The following is a 12,931-nucleotide window of genomic DNA, read 5'->3' on the forward strand; positions in this document are numbered from 1 at the left end:
ATGAGTAAAAAAAAGAAAACACAAAATAAAGCTGACAAACTTGTTAAATCTATTAATAACAATGTTAGATCAAGTGTAAGAAAGCTAAATCCGATACTTAAAGGTATTGTTGGAAAAAAAGTTGACATGGCTATCAGAGATTTAGAATTTTCTGAAAAGAGAATTACCAGAGATATTAGAAAAACAATTAGTTCTGCCGTGGCAAATGCTGAAAATAATTTTCAATACGATATTGATAATTTAATTGTCAAAGAGGCTTATTGTGGAAAAAAAATTACTATGAAAAGATTTAGACCTAGAGCGAAAGGAAGAGCAGCACCAATTTTAAAACCTTATTCTAGTGTTACTATTATATTAACAGAAGCTAAACAAATGGAGAGTCATGGGTCAAAAGGTTAATCCTGTAGGTTTTAGACTTGGAGTAAATAGAGGCTGGGACTCAGTCTGGTACGCTAAGAAAAAAGATTTTGGAAATTATTTAATTGAAGACTTTAAAATTAGAGAATATATCAAAAAAAATGTAATCAACTCTGGTGTTTCCAAGGTGATGATTGAGAGAACTTCTAATAAATGTTATGTAACAATTTACACATCAAGACCTGGATTTGTAATTGGAAAAAAAGGGAGTGATATTGATAAAATAAAAAATAACTTATCAAAAATAACATCGAATGAAGTTGCATTAAATATTAAAGAAGTAAAAAAACCAGAAACTAACGCATATTTAGTTGCAGAAAATATTGCTCAACAATTAGTTAAAAGAATTTCATACAGAAGAGCTATGAAAAGAGCAATGCAATCTTGTTTAAGGTTGGGTGCTAAAGGTATAAAAGTTTCAGTGAGTGGTAGATTAGGTGGAAATGAAATAGCTAGAACAGAATGGTTGAGAGATGGTAGTATTCCATCTCATACATTAAGAGCAGATATAGATTATGCTGAAGCTGAAGCTTTAACAACATATGGAATTATAGGAATAAAAGTTTGGATTTATAAAGGTGAAGTTTTTGCAAAAGAATTTAGCCAAGAAACAAATAAGGAAACCCCGAAAGAGGCAACTAAGTAATGTTACAACCAGTTAGAACAAAATGGAGAAAAGCTCATAAAGGCAGAATTCATGGGAACGCAACAAGAGCAAACTTTATTAACTATGGATCATTTGCTCTAAAGGCATTGTCACCTGAAAGGATTACTGGAAAACAAATTGAAGCTGCAAGAGTAGCATTGACTAGACACATGAAAAGACAAGGAAGAGTTTGGACAAGAGTATTTCCAAATATACCAGTTTCAAAAAAGCCTATTGAAGTCAGAATGGGTAAAGGAAAAGGTTCACCAGAGTACTATGCATGTCGTGTTAAACCTGGAAGAATTTTATTTGAAGTAGATGGTGTTTCTGAGCAAATTGCAAAAGAGGCTTTGTATAAAGCGTCTGCAAAATTACCAATTAAAACCAAAACAATAAAAAGGTTTGCCTAGATGAAAAGAACAGAAATTAAAAAAATGTCTAAAGATGAAATAATTAAGAATATTGATAAATATAAAAAAGATTTGTTCAATTTTAGGTTTCAAAAAATGAATTCTCAAGTAACTAATCCATCAAAAATTGGAGAAACTAAAAAAACAATTGCTAGATTAAAAACAATTTTAAAAGGAAAATCAAATGCCTAAAAAAATATTAACTGGAATAGTTGTCAGCGATAAACCAAATAAAACAGTAACTGTTATGGTTGAAAGAAAATATTCTCACCCTGTTCTAAAAAAAGTTGTTAAAGTTAGAAAAAAATACAATGCTCATGATGAAAACAATAAATTCAAAAATGGAGATAAAGTTTCAATCATTGAAAGCAAACCTTTTTCAAAAAATAAAAAGTTTCAAGTTATGGAGAATAGTAAATAATGATACAGGTTCAAACAGAATTACAAGTTGCTGATAATACTGGTGCAAAGAAAATAGAGTGTATCAAGGTATTAGGTGGATCAAAGAGAAGATACGCAAGTATTGGTGACACTATTGTTATTGCTGTTAAAGAAGCAATTCCTAAAGGAAAAGTTAAGAAAGGTTCAGTCCACAAAGCAGTGGTTGTTAGAGTTAAAAAGGGCATTCATAGAGATGATGGTTCTAAAGTGAGATTTGACAATAACGCTGCAGTATTAGTAGATGACAAAGGTGAACCAGTTGGAACAAGAATATTTGGTCCAGTGACAAGAGAATTAAGAGCAAGAGGTCAGATGAAAATTATTTCATTGGCTCCAGAGGTTTTATAAATGATTAAAAAAGGTTTAAAAGTAGTTGTTCTTACTGGTAAAGATAAAAAAAAAGAGGGTGAAGTCATAGAAATTGACAGATCACTTAACAGAGCCAAGGTTAAAGACATTAATATGGTTAAAAAACACGTTAAAACGACAAAGGAAAAAAAAGGTGGCATTGTATCAAAAGAGAGTTTTATACATATTTCTAATTTAAAACTTGCAGATGATAAAACAAAAGCCACAAAAAAAGAGGCTAAGAAATAGTTATGATTCCAAGATTAAAAGAAGTTTATTTAAAAGAAATCCAACCTGCTCTTAAAGATCAATTTGGTCTTAAAAATATATACATGGGACCGAAAATAGAAAAAGTTGTTTTGAACATGGGCTTAGGCCTTGATGGAAGTGATAGTAAAATTTTAAAATCTTGTGAAGAAGATATGGCAAAGATAACTGGCCAAAAACCTGTAATTACAAAATTTAAGAAATCTGTTGCAAATTTTAAAACAAGAAAAGGTTCAAATGCAGGTTTGAAAGTAACTTTAAGAAAAAATAAAATGTATGAGTTTATAGACAGATTAGTAAATATTGCGCTTCCAAGAATTAAAGATTTTAGAGGCTTGTCAGCAAAAGGCTTTGATAAATTTGGAAATTACACATTTGGTATAAAAGAACATATAATTTTTCCAGAGGTAAGTTTTGATAGAGCTGACAAAGTAAGAGGTTTAGATATTACAATAGCTATATCTTCACAGAGTTCAGAGCATAGCTTTGCTCTTTTAGAAAAAATGAATTTTCCATTTATTAAAAAAGGAGACAATTAATATGGCGAAATTGAGCTCAATAAATAAAAACAACAAGAGAATTAAGCTCTCTGATAAGTTTTATAAAAAAAGAGAAAAATTAAAAAAAATAGTAATGGATAAAAAATTACCTTTTGAAGAAAGATTTAAAGCACAACAGAAACTGTCAAAATTACCGCGTAACTCTGCCAAAATTAGAGTGATGAACAGATGTCAAATTACAGGTAGACCACATGGTGTATATAGAAAATTAAAAATATCCAGGATTGCTTTGAGACAGTTAGGACTACAAGGTAAAATACCAGGATTAGTAAAGTCGAGTTGGTAGAAAGGAATATATGAGTTTAAGTGACCCAATTGGAGATATGATAGCTAGAGTAAAAAATGCTCAAGCTAGAAATCATAAAAAAGTAGAATTACCTTCTTCTAATTTTAAAACAAAAATTGCTGATATTTTAAAAAATGAGGGTTTTATTAAAGATTTCAGAGTAAACAATGAAAATAATAAAGCTGTATTATCTTTAGAATTAAAATATCACTCAGGCAATCCAGTTATAAGTACTTTTGAAAGAGTTTCAAAACCTGGTAGAAGAATTTTTTCTAGCGCTGAAGGTTTACCAAAAATTAACAATGGATTAGGAATTGCAATTGTCTCTACACCAAAGGGCGTAATGACTGATCTAGATGCAAGAAAACAAAGAGTTGGTGGAGAAATAATTTGTAAGGTATTTTAATGTCTAAAATTGGTAAAATAAATATAGCTATTCCAGAAAAAGTAAAAGTAGCATTAGCTGGAAATAATTTGAATATTGAAGGTCCTCTTGGAAAAAAATCAATTGGAATTGATTTAGATATATTTAATTTAGATATTAAAGAAGGAAAAGAAATTTCTATAAAACCAAAAAAAATTGACCAGAATACAAAAAGGTTATGGGGCATGAACAGAAGCTTGATTAATAATGCTGTAATTGGTTCAAGCACTGGTTATGAGAAAACTTTAGAATTAGTAGGGGTTGGATATCGTGCAGCCTTAAAAGGCAACCAATTAAATCTACAATTAGGTTATAGTCATGATATCAATTTTGATATACCAGAGGGAATTAAAATTGCAGTAGAAAAACAGACTACTTTAAAAATTACTGGATCAGATAAACAACAAGTAGGTTTAGTTGCTTCAAAAATTAAAACTTTAAGAAAAATTGAGCCCTATAAAGGAAAAGGTATTAGAGAAAAAGGTCAATATGTGTTGAAAAAAGAAGGAAAGAAAAAGTAATGAAAATAAATACAAACACTAGAAAAAAATTTAGAGTTAGTAATAAAGTTAAAAAAGTTGCTTCAAAAGATAGATATAGATTAAGTATTTTTAGATCTGCAAAAAATATATCAGCACAAATAATTGATGATTCAAAAAATATTACTTTGCTATCTGCTTCATCTGGTGAAAAAGATATTAAATCTTCAGAGAAAGTGAATAAGTCTAAATTATCAGAAATTGTTGCTGAAAAATTAGCAAAAAAAGCTCAGGAGAAAAAAATTACAAAAATTTTCTTCGACAGAGGTATTTATAAATATCATGGAAGAGTGAAAGTATTTGCTGAAACTTTACGTAAAAATGGGATGGAATTTTAATCATGGAAAATAATAAAGACAAAAAGACTGACGATATTTTAGAAAAACTCGTACACATTAACAGGATCACAAAAGTTGTAAAAGGTGGTCGTAGATTTGGTTTTTCAGCTTTAGTTGTTGTAGGTAATCAAGCAGGAAGAATTGGTATTGCTCACGCTAAAGCAAAACAAGTTCCTGATGCAATAAAAAAAGCAAATGAGATGGCAAGAAGAAAACTTATTCAGATACCTTTAAGAGAAGGAAGAACAATTCATCATGATGTAAAAGCAAAAGACGGCTCAGGGAGAATTGTTTTAAGAGCTGCTTCAAAAGGTACAGGAATAATAGCTGGAGGTCCAGTCAGAGCTGTTTGTGAAGTTTTAGGAGTTAAAGATATTGTTGCGAAATCTATGGGTACTTCTAATGCGCATAATGTAATTAGAGCAACCATGAAAGCTTTAATGAAGCAAAATTCACCAAAACAAATTTCTGCAATCAGAAATAAAAAAATTTCAGAAATAATTGAAAAAAGAGGATAATGACTACATTAAATACTAAGGTTAAAATAAACAAATCTAAAATTAGAGTTGGAAGAGGCATAGGATCTGGTAAAGGCAAAACATCTGGTAGAGGTGTCAAAGGTCAAAAATCAAGATCAGGTGTTGCAATCAAAAGTTTCGAAGGTGGTCAAATGCCTTTATATAGAAGGCTTCCCAAAAGAGGATTTAACTCAATTTCAAAAGAAGAAATTGCAATTTTAAATTTAGAAAAAATACAATCTTATATTGATAAAAAGAGCATTAAAACTTCTGATATTTTAAATTCTGATTTATTAAAAAAATTAAAATTAATTAATAAAAACTCAACCAAGTTAAAAATTTTAGGCACAGGTGAAATAAAAGACAAAATAAATATTGAAGCCGATCTAGCTTCAAAATCAGCTTTGTCTAAATTAGAAAAAATTGGTGGTTCAATTCAATTAAAGAAATAAATAGTAATTGATGAGCTCAACATCTTCAACAACTGATTTAAAAAATAGAATCCTATTTACTATATTTATTTTAACAGTCTATCGTTTTGGAACTTTTGTACCATTACCGGGTATTGACCCTGAACAGCTTAAGATAATGATGGATGGTAATCAAAAAGGTTTACTTGGTATGTTTAATGTGTTTGCAGGGGGAGCTGTAAGTAGAATGGCAATATTTGCATTAGGTATTATGCCTTACATTTCATCATCAATTATTGTTCAACTTTTGACAGGTGTTTCTGATTATTTTAAAAACTTAAAAGCTCAAGGAGAAATAGGAAGAGCTAAAATAACACAAATTACTCGTTATGGAACAGTTTTACTAGCTACTGTTCAAGGCTATGGCTTAGCTGTTGGTTTAGAATCGTCTGCTAATTTAGTAATAAACCCTGGTTTATTTTTTAAGATTTCAACTGTTACAACAATAGTTGCTGGAACAATTTTTTTAATGTGGTTAGGAGAACAAATTACTCAAAGAGGTATTGGAAATGGAATATCTCTAATAATATTTGCCGGGATAGTTGCAGAAATACCTAGAGCTTTAGTCACAACTTTTGAATTGGGTAGAACAGGTGCAGTCTCAACATTTATGATTTTAGCAATTTTTGTTTTGTTAATTGTAACTATCCTTTTTATAGTTTTTATGGAACGAGCATTAAGAAAAATATTAATTAATTATCCAAAAAGACAAATGGGAAATAAATTGTATGGAGGTGAGTCTTCTCATTTACCTCTAAAAATTAATCAAGCTGGAGTTATACCTGCGATCTTTGCGTCTGCTTTATTACTACTCCCAGTCACTTTTTCAAATTTTAACTTTTCAGAAAATGAAACTTTTCTAAACATAAGTTCATACTTTACTCAAGGTCAACCTCTTTACATGTTATTGTATGCATCAGGAATAATCTTTTTTACTTTTTTTTACACGTCTATTACATTCAATCCAGTTGAGACTGCTGAAAATTTGAGAAAATATGGTGGATTTGTTCCTGGTATTAGACCTGGTGAAAGCACAGCTATTTATATTGAAAATATTTTGACAAAATTAACTACAATAGGTGCATTATACCTAACTCTAGTTTGTTTAATGCCTGAATTTTTAATTGCGAACTATCCAATTCCATTTTATTTAGGTGGTACTTCTGTTTTAATTGTTGTTGTTGTTGCCATTGATACTGTCACTCAAATACAGACTAGATTGATGAGCTCTCAATATGAACAATTAATTAAAAAAACAAAATTTGGTAATAGATAAAGGCTAAAAGTGAATATAATTTTATTTGGTCCTCCTGGAGCAGGTAAAGGAACACAAGCTCAAAGACTAGTTGATCACCATGATTACGTTCAAATTTCAACAGGTGATCTTTTACGAAATGAAGCTAAAAAAAAGACTGATCTTGGAATTGAGATAGAAACTTTGATATCTAAAGGTGATTTTGTCTCTGATGAAATTGTTAATAGGTTATTAAAATCGTCAATTTCAGATCTCAAAGAAAACCAATCAATAATTTTTGATGGTTATCCAAGAACAATATCCCAAGCAAAAAATCTTAAAAATATTTTAAGCGAATTTGATCGTCAAATTGACTATATTATTTCATTGCAAGTTTCTCGAGAAATAATAGAGAAAAGAATTATTGGAAGACTTACATGTGAAAAATGCAATACTACTTTAAACGAATATTTTGATAAAGATAAAATCAAAGATCTTCAATGTAATGGCAAGTATTTAGTAAAAAGAAAGGACGATAATTTAGAAACTCTATTAAACAGGTACGACAAATACATGGAAACCACAAAACCAGTTTTAGATTTTATGTCTAAAGAATCTCACATTGATGAAGTTGATGGATCGTTAAAAATAGAGGAAATTACAGGTAAAATTGAGGGTATTATAAAAAGATAAGAAGTTGACTTTACAAGATCTTCTTATATAAAGGCTTCAATTTATCACAGATTTATGGCACGTATTGCAGGTATTAACATCCCCCAAAATAAACTTGTCCACATTGGGCTAACTTACATTTATGGGATCGGTGACAAATTCTCAAAACAAATATGTTCATCATTAGAAATCCCAAGAGAAAAACGTGTAAATGAGTTAACAGATGATGAAATTTTAAAAATTAGAGAATATATAGATCAAAATTTTAAAGTAGAAGGTGATTTAAGAAGAGACTATTCATTAAGCATAAAAAGACTGATTGATCTGGCTTGCTATAGAGGCTCAAGACATAGAAAGAAACTTCCAGTGAGAGGTCAAAGAACTCGATGTAATGCCAGAACAAGAAAAGGAAAAGCAATAGCGATTGCTGGAAAAAAATTAACACCAACTAAAAAATAATAATGGCAAAAACAGAAAAAACTGAAAATAAAGATCAAAAAGTTGAAAAGTCTTCTAAGAAATCAAGCAAAAGCTCTTACTCAAAAAAGAAAAAATCTAAAAAAAATATCCAGAGTGGTATTGCGTATGTTCAATCAACATTTAACAATACGATAGTTTCAATAGCTGATACCAATGGAAATGTTATCTCGTGGTCATCAGCAGGCTCAAAAGGGTTTAAGGGTTCAAGAAAATCAACACCATATGCTGCTCAAATTGCTGCTGATACTGCTGCATCAAAAGCATTGGAGTATGGAATGAAAACTTTATCTGTTGAAGTAAAAGGACCAGGTTCAGGTAGAGAAACAGCATTAAGAGCTTTACAGGCTAGAGGATTTAAAATTTTATCAATAAAAGATACAACACCAATGCCACACAATGGAACAAGACCACCGAAGAAAAGGAGAGTTTAATAATGGAAACAGAAAATGTTAATGTAAAAAATTGGAAATCTTTAATTAAACCTACCAAATTAGACGTTAAGATGAGTGATGATCTTACTCAAGCAACTATCGTAGCTGAGCCATTAGAAAAAGGTTATGGTTTAACTTTAGGAAACTCTTTAAGAAGAATTCTTTTATCTTCTATTAGAGGTGCAGCAGTTACTTCAATTCAAATTGATGGGGTTCTACATGAGTTTACATCAATTAAAGGTGTAAGAGAAGATGTTACTGATATTGTATTAAACGTTAAATCACTTGCATTAAAATCTGCATCTGAGGGTACAAAGAAATTAGTTTTAGATGCTAAAGGACCAGGAGAAATTAAAGCTTCAGATATTACACCTGTAGCAGACGTAGAAATACTAAACCCAGATTTAGTAATCTGTAACTTAGATGAAAATACAAATTTTCATATGGAAATGAATGTGAATACTGGAAAAGGTTATGTTCCAGCAGACTTAAATAAACCAGAGGAACCACCTTTAGGATTAATTGCAATTGATTCATTATATAGTCCTGTTAAAAAAGTTTCTTATTCAGTTAGCACAGCAAGAGAAGGTAAAGCTCTTGATTATGATAAGCTGACAATGCAAGTAGAGACAAATGGATCAATTTCAGCTGAAGATGCTGTAGCTTATTCAGCAAGAATATTTCAAGATCAATTAAAAATGTTTATTAATTTTGATGAACCTGTAGAAGCTCCTGTAAAAGAAGTTTCAACTGAACCAGAATTCAATAAGAATTTATTAAGAAAAGTTGATGAATTAGAGCTTTCAGTTAGATCTATGAATTGTCTTAAAAATGATAATATTATTTATATAGGTGATCTAGTTCAAAAATCTGAAGGTGAAATGTTGAGAACACCAAATTTTGGAAGAAAATCTTTAAATGAGATTAAAGAAGTACTTACTGGCATGTCTCTATATTTAGGTATGGAAATACCAAACTGGCCACCAGACAATATTGCAGAGATGTCAAAGAAACTTGAAGAAGCCATTTAATAATGAGACACGGATTAGCAAATAAAAAATTAAATAGAACATCAGAGCATAGAAAAGCTTTGCTAAAGAATATGTTAAATTCTTTAATAAAGTACGAACAGATTAAAACTACATTACCAAAAGCAAAATTTTTGAAGCCACAAGCTGATAAAATAATCACACTTGGAAAAAAAGATACTCTTCATAATACAAAAATGTTGGTCTCTCAACTTCAGGATATTAAATCTGCAAACAAAGTTAAGAAAACTTTGTCAAAAAGATATGAGAAAAGAAGCGGTGGATATACTAGAATTATAAAAGCAGGTTTTAGATATGGAGATAATGCACCTATGGCAATAATTGAATTTGTCGATAGAGATGTTGAGGCTAAAAGAGTTGATAAAAAAAAGAAAGACACATCAAAAGATCAAGCAAAAACTGAAGAAAAAAAATTAGCAACCAGCTAGTTTGTAGTTATATTCTAATTAATGATCAAATCTATAAACGTTGATAAGGCGTGCTCAGGTATGCGTATAGATAGATACTTGAGATTTAAAATTGGCAAAATCCCTCAATCACTTATTGAAAAATCTTTAAGAAGTGGAAAGATCAAAGTAAATAATAAAAAGGTCAAAAGTTCTCTAAAAGTGAATTTAAATGATAGAGTTGATCTATATAATTTTGAATTTAAAGAGCAAATTTTAGAAAAAAAAATCAAATTTAGTCCATCAAATAAAATAATAAAAGAAAATGAAAATTTAATAATCGATAACAATGAAAATTTTGTAGTATTAAATAAAAGTGCAGGCATATCAGTTCAGGGAGGAACAAAGTCCAAAAAAAACTTAATAGATATTTTTTATAAAAGTGAAATTTTTCAAGATACAAAACCATTTTCAGTTCATAGATTAGATAAAGAAACCTCTGGTGTTTTTATAATAGCTAAAAATAGAGAAACAGCTCAATTATTTACATCTTTATTTAGATTGAGAAAAGTGCACAAAACCTATCTTGCAATATGTCATGGAGAAATAGAAACAAACTCAGGTCAATGGAATGATAAACTAGTTAGATTTGATAATGGAAAAAAAATTATAGAAGAAGCAAAAACATCATTTAAAGTTCTTGATAAAAATTCAATTTGTTCTCTTGTTGAACTTAAACCTATTACAGGTCGAAAACATCAATTAAGAAAACAATTATATGCAATTGGAAATTCAATTTATGGAGACAGCAAATACTCAAATAAATTATTTAAACAATCTAAAAATAAAAATTTAATGTTACATGCATATCAAATTAAATTTATGATTAATGATCAAAAATATACTTATAGAGCATCTTTGCCAAATTACTTTAGTGAGTTACTTAAGGTTAAGCGTTTAAATTTTCCAAATTTAAAATAAAATTGTTTATTAGTTTTTCTTCTATATCATCATAAGATATATCTTTTATTTCAATCAAATTAGTCACACCTTTATCATAGATACCACATGGAATAATATTTTTATATTTTTCTAAATTACAATTTATATTCAAAGAAAAACCATGGTAAGCAACCCATTTGCTTACCCTAACGCCAATTGCTGCGATCTTTTTAATTTCATTATTATGCTTATACCAAATTCCTATATTTTCTTTGTCAGCAAAAACATTAATTTCATATTCTTTTAAGGTTGTAATAATTGTATTTTCAATTGCAGTAATAAGTTTTCTTATATCTTTTTTTCTTTTTTTTAGATCTATAACAAAATAAAACATTAATTGACCTGGACCATGGTAAGTGATTTTTCCACCTCTATTGGTATATGTTACATCAATATCTTTATTTATTATTTCAGAATTATTTGCACTTGTTCCAGCAGTATAGACAGAATGATGCTGAAGTATCCAAATCAATTCTTTTGATTGATTATCTTTTACTTTATTTAGCCTGTCTTCTAATTCTGATATTGCAATACTATATTCTATTGGTTTTACTGACTTTTTGATCTCTATATTCATTAATAAATTGTAATATCTTTAAATTATATTACAAGTGCTCAGCAATAAAGTGTTTTAGGATATGACTTTGAATAAAAAAATTAAAGATAAAAAAGTCAATTTTGAGTTCAACAAAGAATATATAAAAGTTGTTACAGATAAAATTGTCAATAACGATGCGTTGTTTATCACAAATTCATTTAAAGAAATGCATCCAGCAGATGCTGCTGATATTATTGAACATCTAAGTCTTAATGACCGTGAAAGTCTTATTAAACTAAATAATTTTAAAATCGACCCAGAAGTTTTCATTGAATTAAATGAGTCAGTTCAATCTGAAATTATCAAATATTTATCTTCCGACTCTATTGTGAGTATCTTAAAAAATCTTGATTCTGATGACGCGATAATGGTTTTAGAAAATGTTGATGAAAAAGATAAAAATACAATTTTATCAGCTTTACCACCAAAAGATCGATTTGCTCTGTTAGAAGGCTTAAGTTATCCAGAAGATAGTGCCGCAAGAATTATGCAAAGAGAATTTACAGCAATACCTAGTAATTGGTCTGTTGGACAAACTATTGATTATTTAAGAGAAAATAAAGATTTACCAGAAGAGTTTTTAGAAATATTTATTGTTGACGAAAATTTTAAACCAATTGGTACAGTTCCGTCTTCAAAAGTTCTTAGAACACCAAGAGATACTAAAATGGCATCTATAATGATAGACTCTCCTTTTTTAATTCCTGTTGATATGGATAGAGAAGAAGTTGGTAATTTATTTGAAAATTACAGTTTAAATTCTGCTTGTGTAGTTGATAAAACAGACAAACTTGTTGGAATGATAACTTCAGATGACGTACTTACAGTTTTAAAGGAAGAAGCTGAGGAAGACGCACTAAGATTAGCTGGTGTTGGTGATGAGGAAATAACAGATGGAGTAATAACTAAAACCAAAAGAAGGTTTAATTGGCTGTTGTTAAATTTATTTACTGCTTTTTTGGCTACATGGTGCATCAGTCTATTTGGAGCAACAATTGAGCAAATGGTAGTTTTAGCTTTTTTAATGCCCATAGTTGCTTCTATGGGTGGTAATGCAGGTATGCAAACACTTGCTGTCACTGTCAGATCATTAGCAACAAATGACCTCACAAAAAATAATTTTACTCAAAATATTTTAAAAGAATTTAATATTGGGGTTTTGAATGGAATAATTTTTGCAATAATCAGTTCGTTAATTGTTCAATTTTGGTTTCAGGACAATCAATTATCTCTTATAATTTCCATATCTATGGTCTTGACTATGATTATAGCTGGATTATTTGGTATATTGATACCAGTCACTTTAAAACGTATGAATATAGATCCTGCTATAGCGTCTAGTGTTTTTGTTACTACAATAACTGACGTAATTGGTTTTGTTTCATTCTTGGGTGTAGGTGCTTATTTTTTGTAAG

Annotated in this window: 23 protein-coding genes; 22 read left to right on the plus strand and 1 reads right to left on the minus strand. The window is 29.4% G+C overall.

Translation table 11 applies throughout. The annotated features are described in order from the left end of the window. Genes rplV through ACTT9U_RS04285 form a run of 21 tightly spaced genes read left to right on the plus strand, consistent with a single transcriptional unit; the run spans position 1 to position 10,897 of the window. Positions 1-399, plus strand: coding sequence for a 50S ribosomal protein L22 (gene rplV / locus ACTT9U_RS04185; RefSeq protein WP_440931930.1), 399 nt, complete (start codon positions 1-3; stop codon positions 397-399). Beyond that, the gene (gene rpsC / locus ACTT9U_RS04190) at positions 383-1,063 is read left to right on the plus strand and encodes a 30S ribosomal protein S3 (protein WP_440931931.1); all 681 of its coding nucleotides are present in this window, start codon (positions 383-385) and stop codon (positions 1,061-1,063) included. Before rplV ends, rpsC begins: the two co-directional genes overlap by 17 nt. Then, complete coding sequence (rplP, locus tag ACTT9U_RS04195) at positions 1,063-1,473, plus strand: 50S ribosomal protein L16 (RefSeq protein ID WP_440931932.1); 411 nt, start codon at positions 1,063-1,065, stop codon at positions 1,471-1,473. The genes rpsC and rplP overlap by 1 nt, the downstream gene beginning before the upstream one ends. Continuing rightward, on the plus strand, positions 1,474-1,665 hold the full coding sequence (gene rpmC / locus ACTT9U_RS04200; protein WP_440931933.1) for a 50S ribosomal protein L29: 192 nt from the start codon (positions 1,474-1,476) through the stop codon (positions 1,663-1,665). After that, a complete protein-coding gene (rpsQ, locus tag ACTT9U_RS04205) occupies positions 1,658-1,894 on the plus strand; it encodes a 30S ribosomal protein S17 (RefSeq protein WP_440931934.1) in 237 nt (78 codons plus the stop codon). Before rpmC ends, rpsQ begins: the two co-directional genes overlap by 8 nt. Next, positions 1,894-2,262: a 50S ribosomal protein L14 gene (gene rplN / locus ACTT9U_RS04210; RefSeq protein ID WP_440931935.1), complete on the plus strand. Its 369-nt coding sequence runs from the start codon at positions 1,894-1,896 to the stop codon at positions 2,260-2,262. Before rpsQ ends, rplN begins: the two co-directional genes overlap by 1 nt. Beyond that, on the plus strand, positions 2,263-2,511 hold the full coding sequence (gene rplX, locus ACTT9U_RS04215; protein ID WP_440931936.1) for a 50S ribosomal protein L24: 249 nt from the start codon (positions 2,263-2,265) through the stop codon (positions 2,509-2,511). Between the two features lie 2 nt (positions 2,512-2,513). After that, complete coding sequence (gene rplE, locus ACTT9U_RS04220; RefSeq protein ID WP_440931937.1) at positions 2,514-3,068, plus strand: 50S ribosomal protein L5; 555 nt, start codon at positions 2,514-2,516, stop codon at positions 3,066-3,068. Position 3,069: 1 nt separating this feature from the next. Beyond that, the gene (gene rpsN, locus ACTT9U_RS04225; protein ID WP_440909620.1) at positions 3,070-3,375 is read left to right on the plus strand and encodes a 30S ribosomal protein S14; all 306 of its coding nucleotides are present in this window, start codon (positions 3,070-3,072) and stop codon (positions 3,373-3,375) included. A 10-nt stretch (positions 3,376-3,385) separates the two neighbouring features. After that, the gene (gene rpsH, locus ACTT9U_RS04230) at positions 3,386-3,781 is read left to right on the plus strand and encodes a 30S ribosomal protein S8 (RefSeq protein ID WP_440931938.1); all 396 of its coding nucleotides are present in this window, start codon (positions 3,386-3,388) and stop codon (positions 3,779-3,781) included. After that, on the plus strand, positions 3,781-4,320 hold the full coding sequence (gene rplF / locus ACTT9U_RS04235) for a 50S ribosomal protein L6 (RefSeq protein ID WP_440931939.1): 540 nt from the start codon (positions 3,781-3,783) through the stop codon (positions 4,318-4,320). Before rpsH ends, rplF begins: the two co-directional genes overlap by 1 nt. Beyond that, positions 4,320-4,676, plus strand: coding sequence for a 50S ribosomal protein L18 (rplR, locus tag ACTT9U_RS04240; protein WP_440931940.1), 357 nt, complete (start codon positions 4,320-4,322; stop codon positions 4,674-4,676). The genes rplF and rplR overlap by 1 nt, the downstream gene beginning before the upstream one ends. A 2-nt stretch (positions 4,677-4,678) precedes the next feature. Continuing rightward, positions 4,679-5,194, plus strand: coding sequence for a 30S ribosomal protein S5 (rpsE, locus tag ACTT9U_RS04245; RefSeq protein WP_014953343.1), 516 nt, complete (start codon positions 4,679-4,681; stop codon positions 5,192-5,194). Beyond that, entirely contained in the window at positions 5,194-5,646 is a 453-nt protein-coding gene (gene rplO, locus ACTT9U_RS04250; protein ID WP_440931941.1) for a 50S ribosomal protein L15, read from the plus strand. Before rpsE ends, rplO begins: the two co-directional genes overlap by 1 nt. Positions 5,647-5,656: 10 nt before the next feature. Continuing rightward, positions 5,657-6,940, plus strand: coding sequence for a preprotein translocase subunit SecY (gene secY, locus ACTT9U_RS04255; RefSeq protein WP_440931942.1), 1,284 nt, complete (start codon positions 5,657-5,659; stop codon positions 6,938-6,940). Positions 6,941-6,949: 9 nt separating this feature from the next. Next, on the plus strand, positions 6,950-7,591 hold the full coding sequence (locus ACTT9U_RS04260; protein WP_440931943.1) for an adenylate kinase: 642 nt from the start codon (positions 6,950-6,952) through the stop codon (positions 7,589-7,591). Between the two features lie 54 nt (positions 7,592-7,645). After that, entirely contained in the window at positions 7,646-8,029 is a 384-nt protein-coding gene (gene rpsM / locus ACTT9U_RS04265; RefSeq protein WP_440931944.1) for a 30S ribosomal protein S13, read from the plus strand. Positions 8,030-8,031: 2 nt separating this feature from the next. Next, entirely contained in the window at positions 8,032-8,481 is a 450-nt protein-coding gene (gene rpsK / locus ACTT9U_RS04270; protein ID WP_440931945.1) for a 30S ribosomal protein S11, read from the plus strand. A gap of 2 nt (positions 8,482-8,483) precedes the next feature. Beyond that, complete coding sequence (locus ACTT9U_RS04275) at positions 8,484-9,512, plus strand: DNA-directed RNA polymerase subunit alpha (protein WP_440931946.1); 1,029 nt, start codon at positions 8,484-8,486, stop codon at positions 9,510-9,512. A 2-nt stretch (positions 9,513-9,514) separates the two neighbouring features. Then, the gene (rplQ, locus tag ACTT9U_RS04280) at positions 9,515-9,958 is read left to right on the plus strand and encodes a 50S ribosomal protein L17 (protein ID WP_440931947.1); all 444 of its coding nucleotides are present in this window, start codon (positions 9,515-9,517) and stop codon (positions 9,956-9,958) included. Positions 9,959-9,979: 21 nt separating this feature from the next. Further along, a complete protein-coding gene (locus ACTT9U_RS04285) occupies positions 9,980-10,897 on the plus strand; it encodes an RluA family pseudouridine synthase (RefSeq protein WP_440931948.1) in 918 nt (305 codons plus the stop codon). On the opposite strand, the gene lipB is transcribed toward ACTT9U_RS04285, so the two are convergent. Then, on the minus strand, positions 10,866-11,495 hold the full coding sequence (gene lipB / locus ACTT9U_RS04290) for a lipoyl(octanoyl) transferase LipB (RefSeq protein ID WP_440931949.1): 630 nt from the start codon (positions 11,493-11,495) through the stop codon (positions 10,866-10,868). The two genes, ACTT9U_RS04285 and lipB, sit on opposite strands and share 32 nt — an antisense overlap. A 61-nt stretch (positions 11,496-11,556) precedes the next feature. Between lipB and mgtE the strand changes: the two genes are divergently transcribed. Continuing rightward, a complete protein-coding gene (gene mgtE, locus ACTT9U_RS04295) occupies positions 11,557-12,930 on the plus strand; it encodes a magnesium transporter (RefSeq protein WP_440931950.1) in 1,374 nt (457 codons plus the stop codon). The last annotated feature ends 1 nt before the right edge of the window (position 12,931 follow it).

It is taken from the genome of Candidatus Pelagibacter sp., from assembly GCF_052049975.1.
Taxonomy (GTDB): Bacteria; Pseudomonadota; Alphaproteobacteria; order Pelagibacterales; family Pelagibacteraceae; genus Pelagibacter.